Raw genomic sequence first — 20478 nt, forward strand, 5'->3', positions numbered from 1 at the left:
GTGAATGTGTTACAGCTGGCAGCTGCTAATCTCAAAAAATCAAAAAGCGCCGCCCTCTTCCTGTTTATCTTGATGCTAATTGCGGGGCTGCTATTGAATATCGGACTGACGGCCATGTCCGTTATGAATCATTTTTACGAAAACAAGGTACGCGAGCTGCGCGATCCACATGTCAGTATTGCGATGAATAGCGCCAGCTTCAAAGTGGCTTACGGAGAGTTCCTTGCGTCCTATTCAGGCGTACGAGAGATGGAGACGGAACAGGTGATTCTGCTATCCACATCCACGATCCCTTTCTATGAAAATGATTCCGGTTTTGGTATCCGCACCATGTTGCTGAATGCGGACGCCGCGCGAAGTATCGCACCAGTTAAGCTAATTGAGGCTGCATCTACGGGTTCGGGAGAAGGTATATATGTTCCCTACAGTTGGAAGGTGAGGAACGGCTACCAGTTGGGGGACAACTTAACCATAACTTATCGGGGTAAAGCGTACACCTACCGAATAACTGGAGTTTTTGAGTCGACTTTAATGGGTTCCTCTAGGCTGAATATGCTGAAGTTTTATTTGCCGGATGCAGCCTACCGCCAATTTACCAGGGCAGTCGGCCCCGAGGCCCAGGGAACGCTGATGTCTGCCATTTTATCGGACAACAAGCAATCGGGTGCGGTATTAAAGAATTATCACAGACAGTTTCCCCATTCGAATGAAGTCATAATCCCCAGTTTTTGGGCTGCCGACACGGAAACGGCGAAGGACGGCGGGGCATTCATCGTTAATTTTATTTCCATGATCTTGGCTGCGTTCGCGGCTGTGATTGTTCTAGTGTCGCTCATTGTCATTGCATTCCGCATCTGGGACAGTATCGAAGATGGGATCGCAAACATCGGTGTCCTCCAAGCGATGGGCTACACTAGTCTGCAGATTATATTATCCTATGTAGTGCAGTTTTCGTTGATTGCGTTGGCAGGGAGTGCCACAGGTGTGGTCGTCTCTTGTACAATACTACCTGCATATGGGCAGGTCGTATCTACTCTGACGGGGCTGATATGGAGGGGCGGCGCAATTGCTGGCGTAAGTCTGACGAGTATTGCAACTGTGGCTTTGCTGGTATGCACGGTGGCGCTGCTCTCCGCAGCGCGCATCCGCAGACTCCATCCCGCCGTAGCTCTGCGAGGCGGGCTCATGACCCATCATTTCAAACGGAACTTCTTCCCACTGGATCAGACCAAAGGCGGACTCCAATGGGTGCATGCCTGTAAAGCCATGATGACCAATGGACGGAAAAATCTGCTGATCGGCAGCATTATGGCCGCGATCACTTTCGCGTCGGTATTTTCAGTGGTGCTGTATTCCAACATTGCCGGGGATAAAGTGGCCTTTTACCAAGTGCTTGGTTCAGAAATGCCAGATGTCGGGATTCAAGTTCAGACCGGAAAAGACAGCTTGCAGTTACTTGCAGGGATCCGACAGATGACCGGTGTGAGCAAGGCCGTTATTATGGATTCGATTATAATGGCAATTCAGGGTCAAATCGTAAATACGGAAATTTCCGATCAGTTCGAAATGCTGAACAACCAAACGGTCTATGAGGGCCGCTATCCGCTGTATGACAATGAGGTGGCCATTACCGGCGGTCTGGCCAGACTACTCGGCAAAACGATCGGCGATTCAATCAAGTTAGAAGCGGGAAATACCTCCTATTCATTTTTGATCACAGGGCTGAGCCAATCGTTCAGTGCGGGAGGAAAAGGAGCTTCATTAACTCTATCTGGAGTGCATCATCTTATCCCTGGACTCAAAGAAATGTCAGTTAATGTATACCTGAAAGGCGTCAGCAAATCGGATTTTATTCAGAACGTCAAAGCGGAGTACGGGGATATGATCTGGTCAGTAACTAATGTGGATGAGTCACAGGAAAGTGGGATGCAGGTTTATAACTCGGCTGTATTCGCCGTTATGACAATTATTCTGGCAATTACGGTGCTGGTGGTTGTCCTCATTCTTTATCTGGTCATCAGAACGGCAGTTCTTAAGCGCAGGAGAGAGCTTGGTATTCTACAAGCGGCAGGCTACACAACATTCCAGTTGATGACCCAGGTTACGCTGAGCATTATGCCCATCGCTATTGTCGGTATCATTTGCGGCGGTGTGCTGGGCGGCCTGTATACGAATGTCATACTAGAGCTGCTGCTTACGGATGCGGGCATTTTCAAGGTACGCTTCGTTGTTCATGTGCCGCTCGTTGCGTTTCTTTGCATGGCTATCATTGCCTTATCATTTCTGGTGTCCTTACTGGCAGCATACAGGATAAGAAAAATTACTCCATACTGTTTAATAACAGAGTAGTCGGACGGCAGTTCATTGGTTCAGCACAATTATAGATGAACAGGAATAAGTAGTGCCTGAGCGCCGTCCTTGGCTGACGGCATTCTAGTGTTGAATCAATAAGCTGCGGAATGGCAGAGCAGTAAGCAAAAACAATTACAGATATTAAATAACTATTATATCTATAAATGAAAGGTGGATAATATGCATACAAAAATACGGAACTCCCTTATTGCGCTTCTGATAAGTATGCTCTTTCCTGTTTTTTCACTCCCGGCCAATGCGACGGATACAACAAACGCAGGAAAAACGCCTTCGGGGATTCCCTACGATCGGCTGGAGCAGGAGATCGACAGTTATGTAAAGGCCCATATCGGAAAGGCAAGTCCCGGAGCTGCGGTTGTGGTGACCAAGGGCGACAAGATCATTTTCTCTAAAGGCTACGGTTACGCCAATATCGAGAAGAAAACGGAGGTTGATCCAGCCAAGACTGTATTTGCCTACGGCTCCATCAACAAAGCGTTTGTCTGGACGTCTGTGATGCAGTTGGTGGAAGCGGGCAAGATGAAGCTGGATCAAGACATCAGAGCCTACCTTCAAAAAGAGCTTGCCGAGAGACTGTCGATTAAGAAGAGGATTACGATGCTGGATATAATGAGCCATACCGCTGGTTTTGAGCAGCATCCGCTGAGCACTTTCACTATGTCGGAGGATAATCTGACTTCATTGGAAGAGACACTGATATCTAGCCAGCCAGCGCAAATCTATGAACCTGGCAAGGTGATCGCCTATTCCAACTTTGCCACCGCATTGGCCGGACTGGTCGTGGAGAAGGTAAGCGGGGAGTCCTTCTCGGACTATGAAATGAACCATATTCTGCGCCCGCTGGGAATGAACCTGACCTCCGGCCATCCGACCTTGGAGGATCGCCCTGAATTGCAGAATGCGGAAGCTACAGGTTATGCGATGAAGCCTGAGGGCGGCTTCGAGGCAAGAGCGCACTATTTTGTTCCCATGTATCCAGCAGGTGCCATGGAAGGAACAGCGGAGGATCTGGCTCGGTTCGCTATAGCACTGAATGCCCCATCCAGTCCGCTCTTCACCCGGCCGGAGACCGTACAGACGATGCTGTCCCAGAGCTATACGCCGAATGCGGAGATTCTGTCCAATGCGCATGGATTCTGGGAGTACCGAGCTAAGCCGCATACCGTTGGTCACAGTGGAAATGTGAAGGGGTTCTCCGGTAATTTTGCCGTCGTCCCCGATGAACAGCTAGGCATCGTTGTCTTGACGAATATGGAGATTGAGCAGAAACTCACCTCCGGCATCATTAATCTGCTGATTCAGGACAAGACGCAGGAGGCCGTGACCCCGGCAGATGATTTGGCGCCGTCCAGCGAATTGAACGGATATTATGTGCAATCGGGCGGTACCTTCACCACGTATCATGAGGTTATCAATTATCTGGGGTTAATCAAGGTAGAAGCTAAGGGCAAGCATGATCTTACTCTTAGCGTGATGGGGATGTCGGGAGAGATGAGGCAAATCAAGCCGAATGTATACAAATACGCCAAGTCCGATAATCCAAGATTCGAACGCTTGGCGCCGGTTCTGTATGCGAAAATTTCGAAGGATGGCCAGGTCGTGCGGTTAAGCAAAGGAATTGCTACAGATATACTGCCGCTCCAAGGAAGCCGTTCGCTTCCGGCACTAACCAGCTATCTGGTACTGGCCGTGATCGCGATTGCATTCTTTCTGCTGACTCCGTTTGTGCTGTTGGTTCGCTGGCTCTTTCGGAAAAGAAAGGGAAGTCCATCCGCATCCACATCTACAGCCCCATCCAGCCGCCTGCTAATGGCTGTTATATGGTGTGGGACGATTTTAGTTGTCAACATCCTATACTTGTTGGTGAATGCCATGATTAATGAAAACGTAACGGTAGGTCAGATGAATGTTGGCGTCTCCTTGAATTGGGTTCTGGCAACACTCGCCGCAGCTCTGTTTGTACTCTCTATCTTTAAAGGCAGACATCAAGTGATGTCCAAAGGGCACAAAGGGTTCCGGATCGTCGTGGGAGTGCTGTTCACCAGTTTTGCCCTGTTGTTAGCCAATTGGAACTTCTTTTATTTCATCCCATAGTTCCAGTCGGGTAGGCGATCAATGATCTCATCTGACAAGTGTGATTTTTTAGGAAGAAGGTAGCTTAGTTATGCGGTATATGTTTAAAAATAGATCCAATCAATTGCGGGCAGGATGGGACATCTTGCTTGTGGTGGCGGCGATATTTGTATGGAAGAGAGTCTGTACGCTTGGCCTGTCACTGTTGGAGGATTCCGGGTTTGGGGCTGACCCGGATGGATGGATAAGTGTGTTCAAGGGACTTGGCCTATATATTCTGCTTGTCATATGGTTTGCCGTCAAGGTTGTCCATAAACAGCCGCTAGCCTCCATCGGACTTACCCGTCCGGATGGCAAAAGGCTGTGCACGGGTTTCATATGCGGTACCTTATTGCTGACCACTGTCATTATGATTCTGCTGACTTTGAATATCGCACATTTACAAGGAGATTGGTCGAATCCGCAATGGAGCCGGGTCGATATCATCCAACTCTTCATCGTTTCAATTCTGGCAGGGATTTCAGAAGAAGTCTTGTGCAGGGGATATATCCAGCACCTTCTCTCGAGCCGTTTGTCTCCCTATTGGGCGGCGTTTATCATTTCGGCCGGATTCTCGCTCGGCCATATGACGAATGGCGGCTACACATGGATTAGCGCAATTAACATCGCACTCGTTTCGCTGATTTTTTCTGGTATGACGATCCGAAGCGGGAATCTTTACTTTGCCATAGCACTTCATGCCGCATGGAATTTGTTCCAGGGCTATGTATTCGGCGTAGCGGTAAGTGGCCATCCGGCGGAGGGCATTTATGTTGTGGAATTGCATGGCGCCGAATGGTTAAGCGGAGGCAGTTTTGGCCTGGAGGGAAGCGCAATTACTACATTTGTACTTGGGCTTGCTTGTGTATTGCTGGTGTTCGTACTTGTGCGCCGATCGTGCCGCACCGGATCGCGTCTGGAAGGTAGTTGTAAACCTTGATTTTCTTCTGACTGGTACGTGCCGTTATCGAATCTATTAATATAGCATATTATGTAAAGCAACGTGAAATCTATACAAATGTTGCGAAAAGGGGATGGATATAATGGCATCATTTGAAATTGGGGCGAGATGTCTTTTCAATTTTCGAAACGAACGCTTTTTCCTATTAGTCGAAGATGAAATTACAGTTCCAGATAAAGGTGTGGAGATTGATCCGGTTAATATCTATGAAATTGACCAGCAAACTTTCAATTTTATCAGTGCTGAAGGAGATACGAACGAGTGTGTACCAGTTGCGACACTTCCAATTGTACCACCTGGATTTAAATTAGAACGAAAATGTATTTTTACAGTAGATAACGCATACTGGGTAATCTATGATTTAGAAAATGGAAGTGACAACAATGTTATATTAATCATCGATGCAGCTTTATTTAACTCATTGAAAAATGCTGGTGTTCGTGAATGTGTTCCTCAAAATTTCATTAATTAAATGGATCAGACCTCAAATAGAATACTTTTTGTTGAAAAAATATACCCCACGTAGTTTTTTACGGGGGTATATTTTTATGCTTGAGCCCTTGATGTTGTGATGGTGAATATGCATCAGGAAAATTACTTTGGCGGCAGGTTGAAATTATTTACGAAGACAGGCATGGTGAAATTACGCAGCGGCATATCGGCGTTCCAAGATGATATACATGGTTGGAGAATTGAATGAGGGATCTAGTAGTGGAAAAAGCAGATATCACTGCGGGTTACAGCAAAAACGAAACAGCCTTAGCCCGATGGAAGCACGAGCTAAGACTGTTAAAGCATTTTATTCTACTGTCTATTTTACGGGGATCGGCTCAGTCATGGATAAAAACAGGACAGAAATGCCCTTCTTTGTTCCATAAGAAATGGAGCTCCTGAAATTAAGCGTATCGCTCGATCAGCGCTTCATACACACTTTTTGGACGGAGTCCGACTAATTTCTCTACCGGCTCGCCGTTATGAAACATAATGACGGTCGGCATAGACATAACGCGGTATTCAGACGCGATGGCAGGGGAGTCGTCACAGTCTACCTTGACTACGTTTACCCGTTCCCCATATTGATGATCCAACTCGTCAAGAATTGGCAGAAGCGCTTTACATGGCGGGCACCAAGTTGCTCCGAATTCAACAAGTGTAACCCCTTGTTCGCGAATAGATTCGCGAAATGATTGTTCATTAACTTCGTATATACTCATCGTTATTCCTCCCGGTTCGTTGTTTGTCTTTCCTTCATAATGAAGCGGATGCGCTCTTGCAGATTGGACTTTATAGATTGAAGAAGATGGATTTGCTCGTCGATTTCCGCAAGCTTTTGCTCATATATCGGGAGCACTTCTTGACAGAAGGCTTCTTCATTCTTGAGGACGCATTGCAGAAATCCGGCGATTTGCTCCGTTGTAAGTCCAAGGCTTAAATAAAACTGAATGGTGCGAACTTGTTCTTCCGCAAACGTTGAATATTCGCGGTAGCCATTCGTATGCCTAGCGGGAGTAAGCAATCCCTGCTGCTCATAATAACGTAGTGAGCGAAGGCTAACCCCAGTTCGGGCGGAAAGTTCACCGATTCTCATGTTCAAATCCCCTTCACGAATGATTCTTCTTCATTATAAACCCTGACACTAGTGTTAAGGTCAACCACTACTTGATGTAATGTATCCAAAATAGTTGTTTTACCAAGCTAATGGCCATCGTAAATACTAAGTCCCGATTGATAATGTTATTCCAATAACATGATCGGTAGTTATACTTAGGATTGGACAGCTTCAGATCGTGTGAGAAGCAATGGGAGTCTGAGAGCGAGAGGCTTGGAAATTAAGAAAGAGTAGAGAAATGAATATCTTTGTGTCTGTGTCTAATGAATAAGGAGATGAATGATAATATGGAACAATCCGAGCTAGTAGGAAAGCTCATAAAAGAAGGTGACATAGAACGTATTCGATTGCTTTTACAAGATGGATTAAACCCAATCAGTCCGTGAGCTGTTATGATTCTTACTTGGAATGTGCTTTTGATTATGAACAAATTGAAATTGCAAGATTATTCATTGATTTCGGCACGATACTCTCGAGTGATGTAATGGTCAATGCTGCTAGATGTGCAGATCGTAGTCTATTTGAATATTTGCTTTCTAAGGGTGCGGATATAAATGCAATTAATCATGTTGGACACTCTGCACTTAGCAGGGCTCTTGCATTCAACAATGAAACAGGTGCTTACGCGCTAATTGACTTAGGAATCGATCTAAGAATTACAGGTGAGAGCACGCTTATCGGTTGTGCTTATGACGGCAGAAATCATTTTATAGAACTTCTTGTAAGTAAAGGTGTGGACATCAACTGTTACATAACGGATAGCCATTCATATTGTCATGGCGTTACACCCCTAATTGCTGCTGTGCAGGGTGAGCAATTAGAGGCCGTTACATATTTCATTCAAAATGGTGCTGACACTACAATAACTGATCATTTTTGATGTTGTGCGTTTCGTGTATTATGACTATGAATTGTATAATCTCGTGTTAGAGGTAGATAATTATGACGCATTTGGCTTTTTCACATGGTGCCCAAGTTTGAACAAGTTTGTCAGTGTGGACATTGAACATGAGAGGGTATATATTTTGCATGATATGACTTGGGAAAGCTTCTTACGCAATCCAGGAATATATATCGACCGTATAATTGATTTCGAGTATGATTCTGAAATCGAGACATAGGGAAGCGAGGAAGTCTACAGACGCGCATATGTTGAACGCAGATGGGATACCGGCGGCTCCCATTGCCATTTATGCCAATGGAGTTGCGGTTGGATTTTTGATGTATATTTATGATACGTTGGATCATGAATCATTTGAAAATAAAGATTTTTACGGGAAGAAGAGCTATTTTATATGGCATATTATGATTGATAAGAGTTATCAAGGGAAAGGATATGGCAAACTTGCTTTTGAAAAAATGTTGATGGATATTGAAAATATGCCGTATGGGGAAGCAGAATATGTAACCCTATAACAGAATCCATGTAGAATAGGATCTCTCGGAAAGAAATGCAAGCTTTCAACGTCTCGACCCATAATAAACACAAAAATTCAGAAGGAAAAATTTACTCCAAACCAACAGTAATGGCATTTGCGCAAATACAGTAAAACCTCCAGTTCCACATCGTGGGCTGGAGGTCTTTTTGTTTTGAATGGTGATCCCTAAAAGAGCACTGAGTAACCTATTTAAATAAATTCAGCGTCGTAATGATGATCGGCATGGCAAACACATCGATAAGAAAGGCTCCTACAATGGGAACGATCAGGTACGCTTTGCGGGAAGGACCGAAACGTTCCGTTACCGCGGCCATATTGGCCATTGCATTAGGCGTGGCGCCGAGGCCATGTCCGGTGAACCCGGCAACCATCACGGCGGCGTCATAGTCTTTGCCCAGCAACCTGAACAAAACAAATATCCCGAACAGAACGATAAAGAGGACTTGGACCAGCACGATGGCGAGAATCGGAAGGGCAAGATCCGCCACTTCCCACAACTTGATGCTCATAAGCGCCATGGACAGGAAGATGCCAAGTGTAACGTCGCTTACTAGGTTGATGCTCTTCATGTCGATGGCATTCGGATTAAATTTGTCCACGATGTTGCGGACGATAACAGCCACGAACATGGCTCCGACATATCCAGGAAGGACAAAGCCTGTCGCTGACGTGAACAGCTCTCCCAAATACGTGCCAAGCGCCATACAGAATGTAATGAGCAGCACTTGGATGAAGAAGGAATTTGTCGTTATCGGTTGAACGTATGCTTCTACGCTCGCTGCTGCTTCTTCATTTGTTTCCGTCGGCTTCAGGTTGTATTTCGCTATCAAATATTTTACCGTCGGGCCGCCAACCAGACCGCCTGCGATAAGACCGAAGGTAGCTGACGCGATCCCAATAGACAATGCCGAATGGATTCCCAGATCTTCAATGGTTTGTCCAAATGCGCTTGCCGCTCCATGTCCGCCTTCCATAGACACGGCTCCTGCCATCATCCCAATAAGCGGATGAATGTCGAATAAGGAGGCGAGGGAAACCCCGATTACATTTTGCGCCAAAGCGAGGAATCCGCAGGCAAGCCAGTAAATGACGAGCAATTTGCCACCTAACTTGATGAGTTGAAAGCTTGCTCCCAATCCTACCGTGGTGAAGAACGTGAGCATGAATAGACTTTGGAGCGAAGTATCCAAGGTAATTTCTAATAGACCTGTCGTTTTCAGGATCGTAGCTAGGATAGCAAACAGCAGTCCACCGACAACAGGCGCTGGAATACAAAACTTTTGCAGTACTCCCGATTTTCTGACAAAAAAGATTCCAAGTACAAGCAGGGCTACAGCTAAAAATATCGTATTCACTTGATTAAGCGCCAGCGTCATCAGTGTTCCTCCCCATAAATGTCATGATTGCTTCATTCGTCAAGTATGCTCCCAGCTTTATGGTTCTCCCGTTCTCGTCAACAACCGGATTCACCTCACAAATATCAAAAGAAAGCGTTTTCTTATGAGCGGCGACTGTGCGAATAAGGGTACGAACGACCATCGGCGTTAATCCGAAAGGAGAGGGAGCGCTGACTCCTGGCGCAAATGCCGCATTGAGAACATCGGTACAAAGGGTGAGCATGACATAATCTTGTTGTTCGATGAACGTACGTAAGGATGAAAGGATGTTATCCATCTGTCCTTCATGCATGTCTTCTTCTAGAATGTAGCGGGCACCGAGCTCGTCCGCCTTGTCGAACAATTCTTGTGTATTCCCGAAACGCTGGATGCCAAGCACAAAGTAGCTGCTGTTGTGATCCTGTTCTACTATTTGGCGGAACATTGTTCCTGATGATGGCTGAGTGTCGTAGGGGCGTAGGTCGAAATGGGCGTCAATGTTGATAATTCCTAGTGAAGCATCTGGTCCGATATGCTGACGGACACCTAAATAATGTCCATATAGCGTCTCATGTCCTCCGCCTAAAATAATGGGAGTAGCGGATTTGGAAAAGAGGTCAAATACGGCATGGCCCAATGCTGCCTGGGCTTCTTCAAGCTTGTCATTGGAACAAGTCACATTTCCTGCATCGACAAGGTGATGATCTTCCGCTGTACTCCAGGGGAGACTTGCGAGCGCTTGCCTGATCGCATTCGGAGCGTTCGCTGCGCCTAATCTCCCTTGATTGCGCCGAACGCCTTCCTCGCATTCAAATCCGATGATGGCGCAAGTGTTTGGAGAAAAGGTTTCCCATGGTGCATCCAGCTCCATCCGCTCCACAATTTGATGGTAGCGGAAGCTGCTTCTTCTCTCTGCATGATCCGTTCGGCCGACCCATACATCGGCTCCAATCGATTTTCGCAATGACCCCACCCTTTCTCGTATTCTGTTGTTTCATTATATGATGACATTCTTATAAATTTAAATATATAATACAAATATATTAATAGCTTTTAGCTATAAATAGAGAAAGGAAGATCGTTCTGGATATCAAACAACTCCATTATTTTGTGACGGTTGCCGATCAGTTGAGCTATTCCAGAGCCGCGCAAAAACTGCATATATCACAGCCATCTTTAAGTAACGCTATTAAAAACTTGGAGCATGAGGTCGGATCACCGTTGTTCGAACGAAGCACGAGAAAAATCGAACTGACGGACGCGGGCAGCGTGTTGTATGAGAAGTCGATTCGCCTGCTCTCCCAAATGAACATTTTGAAAAAAGAGATGGAGGAAGTAAAGCTGACCGGAAGAGGGGAGCTCGTGATTGGCATGATCGAGTCCGTAAGGCAATGGGTGCCCCAAGTGATCCGTGAATATCACAGCCGCTTTCCTTCGATGCATATTAAGCTGTTCGAGGTACTGAGCAGAAAGGCGGTGGTCGATTCCTTGCGGAAATACCATACCCACCTCGTCATTACGAACCAGTGCATCCATGAAGACGATATTGAATCGCTCCCTTTGTATAAAGAAAGGTTAGTCCTAGTGCTGCATCGGGAACACGCTTTAGCCCAGAAGGATTCCATTACATTCAAAGAGTTGGAGAAAGAACCCTTCATTATTAGCATGGAAGGATTCCAGACGAGAGAAGATATTTTGAGAGCCTTTGCGCTTGAGCAAGCATCACCGAACATCAAATTCGAAATCGAGCGGTTCGAGACCGCTTTGACATTGGTAAGAGAGAATCTTGGGCTTGCTATTATTCCAGAAAATTATTTAGTTGAACCGAAGGATGAATCGATTGTCCGCAAAACGTTGTATTCGCCTGCGTTGGAACGTACCGTCTATTTGATGGTTATGAAGAATCGGTATTTGGCACCTGCGGTTCAATGCTTTTTGGAAGAGATTCAACGTAACTTTGAGCTGAGGCATAAAGCAACGGATCTTATTGAAGAGATATGAAGGATTTTAAATGAGTTCAAACAAAAGCGCACAAGAATCGTCAATAAAAAAAGGATGTGCGTACATCGTTCTTTTCAGAGACACTTCTATCTGTCTGTAGGCGGAGGAGGTGAAAGCGGGTACAGAGTGCGGATATTCAGGAGCTTCTTAGTATCCGAACTCTCGAACAACGGAGCGTTTTACACGCATGTCAGCAACGATCCCATTCGGCTCGTTATGAGTCTGTTCAGCCGGATAATAGTGATATATGGGAGGGGAAAATGAAATGCAGGAGAGTAACTGCCTTCGAGGAAGGGAGGTTCGTACATTTTCACGACTTTGTAGGTAATTGCGAAATTCGTAGATTTTACCGTATATAGGGTCTTTGCGAAGTTCGCAAAAAAGTGGTTAACCAATGAATTAGTTAAACAAAAAACTGAAATAGAGTTTAAGAACAAGATGGATCAGTCCTATACACCTTCATTATGGGGAGCAGCTTTCGTAATAATGGGGGGATGTTCCGATGATGGATTTGACTACTTCAGAAGTTGGCTAATTTCTAGAGGAGAAGAAGTATACAATAAGGCATTAAAAAATCCTGAATATTTGGCTGAATATCTGACGGAAGATAATTTACAAGAAGATGTATTTGCACCTCAATTAGAAGAGATTTTATCAGTGGCATCAGATGCATACACTTATCAAAAAAACGGAATTTGAGTATGATGACGAAATTAATACAGAGTTTTTAGATGAATTAGAAGCCAGAGGATATAAATTTGAACCAATAGAGATCGAAATTGATTGGGAAGAAGAAGACCTAGAGGTAAGATATCCATTATTATGGGGAAGATTCGGAGACAATCCGCTTACATAGGAGGCTTAAGGTGGACGTCGTGAATACAACAACGTTATGTGAGATTCGACAAGGTCATTTAAATTCTTGGGAGGTCTTCTAATTTAATGATAGATGATAGATGGAAAGAAAGTGAAGACTATAAATTAAATAGACAAAGAAGAAAAGTAAAGAGAGCGTTTATAGTGTTTCTAATATTACTTCTAGTTATCTTGATATCGTTTATTACCTTGGGACTTAATTTTACAAAACATATTTTTAGAGATTTATGTGGGGTAACTAATTGCTAGAAGATAAATTTTGAATAATTTATACACAATCAATGAAATTCCAAAATTAAGGATATTCAAGTGATTTAAATTGATGAAATAACCCTGCGAACCGCCCCGTCAGGGATTAAGGCTCTCGAGTTCATGAATACAAGAACGCTAGACGAAATTTCCTTGAAATCGAGGTGAAGTACTTGCAATGGAGCAAGATGAAAGAACAACTTGAATCAAAACTATGCGAATCTCTTAAAGATCGAGTCAAATTCAATAGTACAAGATATAGGAGATCTCACGATGGGGTTGGAAGATCGTGGGTCACTTTTGATGATGAAATCATTCATGATTTTTGTACTGTTAAGTTGAGATATAAATTTAATACTACAGCAAATAGGATACGAGAAAAAACTAATTCTCTAGATTGGAGAGATCCAGACCAGAAGAAAGCGTATTATGAAGCGTATAATATCGCGGATAAAGAAATGGAGATACAAGGTATACACAATCAATTTGAATTTTATAAAGCAATCGAAGAATACTTACATCTATCGATTGATGAAGCCATGATATCACAAAATACTATAATTAAAGCTATATCTTGGTTTGATAAGAGATTAGGTAAGAGAAGACTAAGAAGTACTGAAGTAGATAGTAACATAATAGTTAATAAATTTAGAAATATAAGACTTAAAGTTGAAGGTTTAATCGATGATGAGGGGAACTTCGTCTAACAACGTATCTAAGATCGGGCCGTGCAGTCCTTAGACTGCAAGAGGCATTTCGAGGAGGTGACCCAGTAAACAACCTGCGAGGTTAAGTACGTCGTCGGCGTGATGCGACTTAATCCTCTCGGGTTCGTAGATACAAAAACGTTGTAAGAAATTGACTAAAAGGATAGGTATGATGAGGGATAGTCAAGGAAAATTCATAAGAAAAATAAAAATTCATAACTACCAAACTGATTTGGTTACACGGCTTAATATCTTATTTGGGGGTTGTTTCGCTGAGTCAGAGTGGTCTTCTATGAATGATGAACGAGGACTCTCGATATACGCACCACGAATAGACGTAGCAGTAGGTCCATTCGCAACCCAAGAACAATGGTTATCAGTACGATAGAATGCTAAATCGTAGTGATATTGGAGTTTTCATAAGATCGTTGTATGACTATAATAGACGGAATATTAGGCTAATAAATGATGATTTTGTTTACTTACCTGAGTATGAAGATATTATACATATGAATCACAACGCCAGGTGTTTCATGGTAATTGAGATAGAAAATAATGTAAGTAGAAAACACCTTATGGGGGGGAGCAATTAATGCTTCTGCTTTAGGTAGATTCGGTGTAGTAATACCATGGTCGGAAGAGAAATTAATGGCTTTTGTTCGGCTTATAAGATACCTTCATTATCTTCGGAATGCTAATAAGAATACTTATGATACCTCAAACTTACTGATTGTAACCAGAGAACAAATTGATCGGGCTATTAGGGATAGTCTTGATAGTAATAATAGATTATTGTAAGTAGTTAAGAGAAGTGTCAACTACTGATAACATCGTTTTCACACAGCGTCGCCTGCCGGCTCCTTGGTCTGTCTGAGGTGGTACGGAGAAGTAGGATCAGGCAGATAACCCCGGTCGTTTCGCGAATACAAGAACGTTATCTGAAACCGGTGTATGGACTATTAAAAACATAAAAGAGAACTAGGGTGAACCGTTGATGAAATTACTTCTAAATACGTATCCATACAGATTTGAGCACGGATATGATCTGGGTTTTGGCCCAAGCTGCTTTCCAAAATTAGTAGAAATTATTATGGCATTTCATGATGAGAATCAATTAATACTTTTCCCTTATTGTGAATATGATAAAAATTTAGAACCACATAAAGAAATGATTGCAGAAAATGAGTTGTCTGGCTTTCACTATAATGTTTTATTTGATCCTGATGGGAAACTTGAAGCAACTATGTGTGATCATTTATTTAAATACTATTATTCTCAAGTTGAGTCCGTAGAAAATGAGGAAGAGTTAAAAATAAGTTTACTAAAAGAATTTCGGGATAAGAAATTAGAACATCTTAAAGAAGAAGACAATGATTTAATAAATTCTATTAAGGAACTTTTGTACAATCTTCGATTTCATACTGAATTACACGAACAAGATCTTGGTCTACAGGAGTCTATTAATAGTAGAACGATAACTACTAATACTGATTGGCTGTTTCAGTATGAGAAACCACAACATCTAAAGAGAATTATATGGTTTAATTCTACATCACCTGAAGACATAATGGGGACTTTGGAGAAAACTGATTGGTGGTTCTCATGTGTAATAACAGATAGCGAGAAAAATCCAGCTGATTACAACTATTTCCTAGAATATACAGAAGAGCATGGATTAAATGATGGGGATTTTGATGGGATGGTACTCTTAATAAGGACATATAATCATGATTGTTTTACTAAAAAGGTAGTTCCAAAATTGAAGAACTTATTTAATAACCAGTTAGAAATAATAGTTTAAAGTTCGCGATTGTTAATCCTAAGTAGACACCAGCCTCAGATAACAACGTATCTACGCTGCGGGCTTTGCCCTTGGTTCGTAAGAAGTGAAGAGGAGCAGATCATCGAACAACCCTGCGAGGCTAAGTCCGTCGGATCCGGTCGCGTTCGCTTCCTTAAGCTTTTCGGTTTCGTAGATACAATAACGTTAGGCGGCAGATCAATGTGGAAAGTTTATATATAAGATTCTTTGAAAAACGATAATACAAATTCAATAGGTGACTTCACTATCGAATTAACGGCTTTAACTAAGGAGACATAAATGAAAAACTATTGGAATTATAGAGTAATAAAGAAAAAATGGAGTGAGGAATTGTATTCTTACGAAGTGTGTGAAGTATATTATGAAAATGATAGACCAACATCATGGATTTGGGGCAAGAATGTCCTAAGTGGGGGAAACGAAGAAGATCTAAAAAGTAATTTGAATTTTGTTATGAAAGCATTTGAAAAACCAGTACTTGAAATAATAGGTGATGATGAAAGCCTTCGAGAAGTAAAAAGCGATGAGGATTAAAAGAGAAGTGTTTTTTGGTAACTCAGAGATCCGTCGCCTAACACATTATCTACGCTGCAGGCTATGCCCTGGGTTCGCAAAATAAGGTCAGCAGAGAAGCGGAATCAGCTCACAGCCCTGCGAGGTTAAGTCCGTCGTTATCCGGGGAATTCGCCCCTTAAGCCAGTGAGGGTCGTGAATACAAAGACGTTATCTGAAATCACCGAAACATGTAAATATACTCTAGTAGGTGAATCCATTGAAGATAAATCAAGAACAGATTATTGACTTGCTAATACAGGCTTGCCCCTCATATAGAAGTAGAGCGCAGCAATACTTCAAAGAGAATTACGAACCAGGTGATGAACGACTATATTATTTAGAAGTATCTGACTTTAATCATTTTATTATTGATCTATATATAGATAAGAGGACAGAGGATTTTAATAGAATCTTTGATGTGATTGAAGAGTTACATATCAATGGAGATGATTATGTAAAAGAATTAGCTACCATAGGATTCTTAGAAAGTCTTCAACACCATTTAGACCACGAGAATATAGACTATAAGAGCTTTGAAACCTATTTAAAACAAGAATCACTGAAATGGTGGAAACACTTAATTGATTTCTGGAATGGGAATACAGAATATGTTGGAGGTCCACTAAAAGAAAAATAGAGCTTTAGGTTAATTCAAAGAAGTCGGTGACATCAGCTAACACCGTATTCACACTGCGAGGCTAAGTTCGTCGTACCCGGCGAGTTAAGTGAAATTCCCAAAATACAAAAAAATTAAGAATAAATAAAAGCGAGGATGATGAACATGGGAGCTTGGGGTTATGGAATTCTTGAAAATGATACTGTTTTAGATTGGGTAGAGGATCTTTTAGAAACACAAGATTTAAGTTTAATTACTGAATCAATTGAAATGGTGCTTGATGATAGTGAAATAGAATCATATACTGCAGAAATTGCACTTGGAGCGATAGAAATACTTGCTGCCTTGCAAGATAGACCAGGAAATGAAGAATATGATGAAGAACTTGAAAACTGGATAAACCGTCATAAAGGCCAAGGCAAAGAATTATTAGTACATTCTCAAAAAGCATTAGGGAAAATCTTAGATGAATCAGAATTAAGAGGATTAAGGGAAGGATCCGAAAAATTTGAGGAATGGGTAAAGATTATCAAAGAATTAGAAGGGAGATTAATGTTAGGTTGATTCAAGATGTCGGAAACTTCACATAACACCGTATCTACGCTGCGGGCTGCGTCCTTGGTTCGAAAGAAGTGTACGCGAAGAAGTAGCTCACAACCCTGCGAGGCTAAGTCCATCGGACCCAGCGTGTACGTGCCTTAAGCCTTTCGGGTTCGTAGATACAAAAACGTTAGGTAAAAGTGCTGAAATCATTGAAAGGAAATGAAAAAATGAACAAATATACTTGTCCATGTTGTGGTTATAGAACACTTGATGAAGAACCGCCAGGAACATATGCCATCTGTAAGATTTGTTTTTGGGAAGATGATGGAGTTCAATTTGATGATCCTGACTATGAAGGTGGGGCTAATGTAGCTTCATTAAGACAGGGACAATATAATTTCCTTAAGTTCGGAGCATGTGAAGAGAGATGTAAACAATTCGTAAGAAAACCAAATAAAGATGATGTATATGAAGGATCAAAGAAAATTTAAGATCTTATAAGAGATTAATAGAAAAACGAAATAACTTAATTGTATTTCTGCGAAGCCAGCACCTTCATAACAGCCTATCTAACAATACTACAAATTATGAGCCGAAAGTATACGGTTTTCAATTCATTTTTAGTTCTCTTTTCAAAGAGAATAATAATGATATAGGTTGTGGTTACTCGAAGAAGACAGGAACTTCACCTAAACACGGCATTCACGTATTGGATCCTGACGGCTCCTCGGCCCCCGAGAAGCAATCGGCAGGGAAGTGGATCGCGGACACATCCGCACCGACTAACCGCATCGCGGCCGGGTTTCGGGCGAAACCCTAAAGTCGGTAGGTTGTCGTGGATACAGGAACTTATAAGAAACTGGCGAAAGTAGTGATCAAAATAAAAAAAACATTTGTATTGATAGTTCTAGTTATTACTACACTAATATTAGTGATTCACCTTTCTTTTTATTGGGTAGCCCGTCAACAAGCAGTAAGTTACCTCGAAAAGAAATATTCTGATATGGATATAAGTATTGGTTGGCCCAGTCAGAGTATTATAAGCAATATATTAGATGGCTGGTATAAAATTCCCGTATATACCCAAAATAAAAAACAAGAAATTAAATTCTATGTTAACCTAAATATGTTTAATGGTTTGAGGAATGATGACTTTTTGTTTTGGGCATTACAAGCTGATGCAGAAGATCAATTTAATGATGAGGTTCGAGAAATTATTCCTACGGCTAAAGTCGATATTCTTCATCAATTAATTGATGAAGATGCCTATTATAATATGTTTGGCAAAGGAAATATTCAATATGTTCACAACAGTAGCGGAGATCTGGTACTGGTTGTTCATATTGGTTGGGAAGGGAAAAGAAAATTATCAAAGGAGGAATTTGCTAAAACGTGTTCTGAAGTTGGTGCACATTTTTTATCTACCTATCCGGTTTATGAATTGCAATTTTCATATACTTATCAGGACAATGAAAAAATGTATACAACCACTATAAATAATAATGATAATATTGAACAAATCTTAAAAGATCATCTTTATCAAGGACTTTATACAAATATACATATATACAAATTTTGAGATATCAGCAGGACAATCCTACGAGGCTAAGTCCGTCGGACCCGGCGCATGCGTACCTTAAGCCTCCAGGGTTCGGGTTCGTAGTAGATACAAAAACCTTATCTGAGAGCCCCTATGAGCATAAGACAGAAGCAACGTATTTCCAAAATAGTTCTTGTTCATGGAGGTAACACATGGATTACACTTCACAGATTGAAGCAGCTCCAAAGATAAAATCGTGGCCTAAAGTTACCATAGCGGCGGGTCGTCGTCATACCGTTGGTCTTAAATCAGACGGAACGGTGACGGCTATAGGTGATAATAAATACGGCCAATGTGATGTGAGCGGCTGGCGCGATATTGTGATGGTTGCAGCTGGAAATGTACATATGGCGACAAATACGGGTAATGCTCATACAGTAGGTCTTACATCTGACGGAACGGTTGAGGCAGTGGGGTGGAATAAACATAACCAATGTGAAGTAGAAGACTGGCGCGATATTGTAGCGGTAGCGGCGGGGTGGCGTCGTACCGTTGGGCTTAAATCGGATGGTACGGTGGTTGCTGTGGGTCGAAATAATGAAGGCCAATGCAATGTAAGCGACTGGCGTGATATTGTGGCGGTAGCAGCGGGTGACTGGCATACCGTAGGGCTTACATCAAACGGCACCGTGACGATTGTGGGTAATAATCGGTATGGCCAATGCAATGTAAGTGGCTGGCGCGACATCGTGGCGGCAGCGGCGGGTTACCTTCATACCGTCGGCCTTAAATCAGACGGAACGGTTGAGGCTGTGGGTTGGAATGAGTATGGCCAATGCAATGTAAGTGACTGGCGCGATATTGTGGCGATAGCGGTAGGTAGTTATCATACCATCGGCCTTAAATCAGACGGAACGGTTGAGGCTGTGGGTTGGAATGAGTATGGCCAATGCAATGTAAGTAACTGGCGCGATATTGTGGCGATAGCGGCAGGTTGCGCTCATTCTCTCGGCCTAACATCTGACGGAAGGATGGTTGCTGTGGGTGATAATAAATATGGTCAATGCGATGTAAGCGGCTGGCGCGGCATCCAACTGCCCGGCAATTACAAGAGACGATAGATGAAATCTAGGGGGAATGGGCATTGAAGAATATAGTAAAAGATGTGGGAGTATAAGTTGACGATTGAATATTTTATTTCTAAAGAAAATGAAGGATGGGATTATACTAGGGTGATCGTAACACAATGCAGCACAGGAAATGAAATTGTGTTGATACGTAATATAGGTACTTTTCTGTTCGAATGGGTTCTGAAAGACAAAGAGAGTTATTTACTATGTGGGCAAGATTATCAAGGGTATACAATAGTAAATTTAAAAGACATGAAAGTTATTGATTTTGTACCGGAGGAATTTTACGAGGGTAAGGGGTTTTGTTGGGCAGAAATACAATATACGAACGAAATTGATGTATTGGTAGTAGGGGGATGCTATTGGGCGGATGAATACGAAATTGTATTATATGATTTTTCCAATCCACTTCAATTACCATATAAAGAAATAAAGAGAATAAAACCTTATGAGAGGATAATAGGCTGGATAGATAATAGTAATTTTCAGTATGAAGATGAAGAAGGAAATAGACAAATAGTAAAAATATTTTGAGGTAATTTCAACGAAGTCCCTGGCATCACATAATA

21 protein-coding genes are annotated in these 20478 nt (G+C 42.4%); 17 read left to right on the plus strand and 4 right to left on the minus strand.

All coding sequences use genetic code 11. The features are described 5' to 3' along the window. From BLS15_RS27135 to BLS15_RS27150, 4 genes are all read left to right on the plus strand, one after another. On the plus strand, nt 1–2349 hold the full coding sequence (locus BLS15_RS27135; RefSeq protein ID WP_090514653.1) for an ABC transporter permease: 2349 nt from the start codon (nt 1–3) through the stop codon (nt 2347–2349). A 183-nt stretch (nt 2350–2532) separates the two neighbouring features. Further along, on the plus strand, nt 2533–4467 hold the full coding sequence (locus tag BLS15_RS27140; RefSeq protein WP_090514656.1) for a serine hydrolase domain-containing protein: 1935 nt from the start codon (nt 2533–2535) through the stop codon (nt 4465–4467). Between the two features lie 70 nt (nt 4468–4537). Further along, nucleotides 4538–5425, plus strand: coding sequence for a CPBP family intramembrane glutamic endopeptidase (locus BLS15_RS27145; RefSeq protein WP_021255865.1), 888 nt, complete (start codon nt 4538–4540; stop codon nt 5423–5425). A gap of 103 nt (nt 5426–5528) precedes the next feature. Beyond that, on the plus strand, nt 5529–5918 hold the full coding sequence (locus BLS15_RS27150; RefSeq protein ID WP_021255866.1) for a hypothetical protein: 390 nt from the start codon (nt 5529–5531) through the stop codon (nt 5916–5918). Nucleotides 5919–6342: 424 nt separating this feature from the next. Here the strand turns inward: BLS15_RS27150 and trxA are convergent, their stop codons facing one another. Next, complete coding sequence (gene trxA / locus BLS15_RS27160; protein WP_028532045.1) at nt 6343–6660, minus strand: thioredoxin; 318 nt, start codon at nt 6658–6660, stop codon at nt 6343–6345. Nucleotides 6661–6662: 2 nt separating this feature from the next. Next, nucleotides 6663–7034 (minus strand): MerR family transcriptional regulator, encoded by a 372-nt coding sequence (locus BLS15_RS27165; RefSeq protein ID WP_028532044.1) that lies wholly within the window; start codon nt 7032–7034, stop codon nt 6663–6665. A gap of 424 nt (nt 7035–7458) precedes the next feature. On the opposite strand from BLS15_RS27165, the gene BLS15_RS27170 reads away from it, so the two are divergent. After that, nucleotides 7459–7935, plus strand: coding sequence for an ankyrin repeat domain-containing protein (locus tag BLS15_RS27170; protein WP_090514659.1), 477 nt, complete (start codon nt 7459–7461; stop codon nt 7933–7935). A gap of 269 nt (nt 7936–8204) precedes the next feature. Next, nucleotides 8205–8471 carry a GNAT family N-acetyltransferase gene (locus BLS15_RS27180; protein WP_021255870.1) on the plus strand — a complete coding sequence of 89 codons (267 nt, stop codon included), beginning with the start codon at nt 8205–8207 and terminating at the stop codon, nt 8469–8471. Between the two features lie 208 nt (nt 8472–8679). Here the strand turns inward: BLS15_RS27180 and gltS are convergent, their stop codons facing one another. Together gltS and hutG are read right to left on the minus strand one after the other, a co-directional pair. After that, entirely contained in the window at nt 8680–9870 is a 1191-nt protein-coding gene (gene gltS / locus BLS15_RS27185) for a sodium/glutamate symporter (protein ID WP_028532042.1), read from the minus strand. Continuing rightward, the gene (hutG, locus tag BLS15_RS27190) at nt 9854–10834 is read right to left on the minus strand and encodes a formimidoylglutamase (RefSeq protein ID WP_175460851.1); all 981 of its coding nucleotides are present in this window, start codon (nt 10832–10834) and stop codon (nt 9854–9856) included. Before hutG ends, gltS begins: the two co-directional genes overlap by 17 nt. A gap of 119 nt (nt 10835–10953) precedes the next feature. On the opposite strand from hutG, the gene BLS15_RS27195 reads away from it, so the two are divergent. The 11 genes from BLS15_RS27195 (at nt 10954) to BLS15_RS27250 (ending at nt 20443) form a co-directional block, all read left to right on the plus strand. Beyond that, complete coding sequence (locus tag BLS15_RS27195) at nt 10954–11871, plus strand: LysR family transcriptional regulator (protein ID WP_028532040.1); 918 nt, start codon at nt 10954–10956, stop codon at nt 11869–11871. A gap of 438 nt (nt 11872–12309) precedes the next feature. Continuing rightward, nucleotides 12310–12570, plus strand: a complete 261-nt coding sequence (locus BLS15_RS29705) for a DUF4240 domain-containing protein (protein ID WP_254777414.1) — start codon at nt 12310–12312, stop codon at nt 12568–12570. 599 nt (nt 12571–13169) lie between these two features. Further along, on the plus strand, nt 13170–13703 hold the full coding sequence (locus BLS15_RS27210; protein ID WP_090514668.1) for an SF0329 family protein: 534 nt from the start codon (nt 13170–13172) through the stop codon (nt 13701–13703). 994 nt (nt 13704–14697) lie between these two features. Then, on the plus strand, nt 14698–15504 hold the full coding sequence (locus BLS15_RS27215; protein WP_090514671.1) for a hypothetical protein: 807 nt from the start codon (nt 14698–14700) through the stop codon (nt 15502–15504). A gap of 300 nt (nt 15505–15804) precedes the next feature. Further along, nucleotides 15805–16059 (plus strand): hypothetical protein, encoded by a 255-nt coding sequence (locus tag BLS15_RS27220; protein ID WP_090514674.1) that lies wholly within the window; start codon nt 15805–15807, stop codon nt 16057–16059. Nucleotides 16060–16297: 238 nt separating this feature from the next. Continuing rightward, the gene (locus BLS15_RS27225; RefSeq protein ID WP_175460852.1) at nt 16298–16717 is read left to right on the plus strand and encodes a DUF7674 family protein; all 420 of its coding nucleotides are present in this window, start codon (nt 16298–16300) and stop codon (nt 16715–16717) included. 144 nt (nt 16718–16861) lie between these two features. Next, complete coding sequence (locus BLS15_RS27230) at nt 16862–17260, plus strand: DUF4259 domain-containing protein (protein ID WP_175460853.1); 399 nt, start codon at nt 16862–16864, stop codon at nt 17258–17260. A 206-nt stretch (nt 17261–17466) separates the two neighbouring features. Further along, nucleotides 17467–17730, plus strand: a complete 264-nt coding sequence (locus BLS15_RS27235; protein ID WP_090514680.1) for a CPCC family cysteine-rich protein — start codon at nt 17467–17469, stop codon at nt 17728–17730. A 344-nt stretch (nt 17731–18074) separates the two neighbouring features. Next, complete coding sequence (locus BLS15_RS27240; RefSeq protein WP_090514684.1) at nt 18075–18818, plus strand: hypothetical protein; 744 nt, start codon at nt 18075–18077, stop codon at nt 18816–18818. Nucleotides 18819–18991: 173 nt separating this feature from the next. Next, on the plus strand, nt 18992–19900 hold the full coding sequence (locus BLS15_RS27245) for an RCC1 domain-containing protein (RefSeq protein ID WP_090514687.1): 909 nt from the start codon (nt 18992–18994) through the stop codon (nt 19898–19900). Nucleotides 19901–19957: 57 nt separating this feature from the next. Continuing rightward, the gene (locus tag BLS15_RS27250) at nt 19958–20443 is read left to right on the plus strand and encodes a hypothetical protein (protein ID WP_139170730.1); all 486 of its coding nucleotides are present in this window, start codon (nt 19958–19960) and stop codon (nt 20441–20443) included. Nucleotides 20444–20478: the final 35 nt, after the last annotated feature.

This window comes from Paenibacillus sp. cl6col (genome assembly GCF_900102125.1).
GTDB classification, from domain to species: Bacteria; Bacillota; Bacilli; order Paenibacillales; family Paenibacillaceae; genus Paenibacillus_B; species Paenibacillus_B suaedae.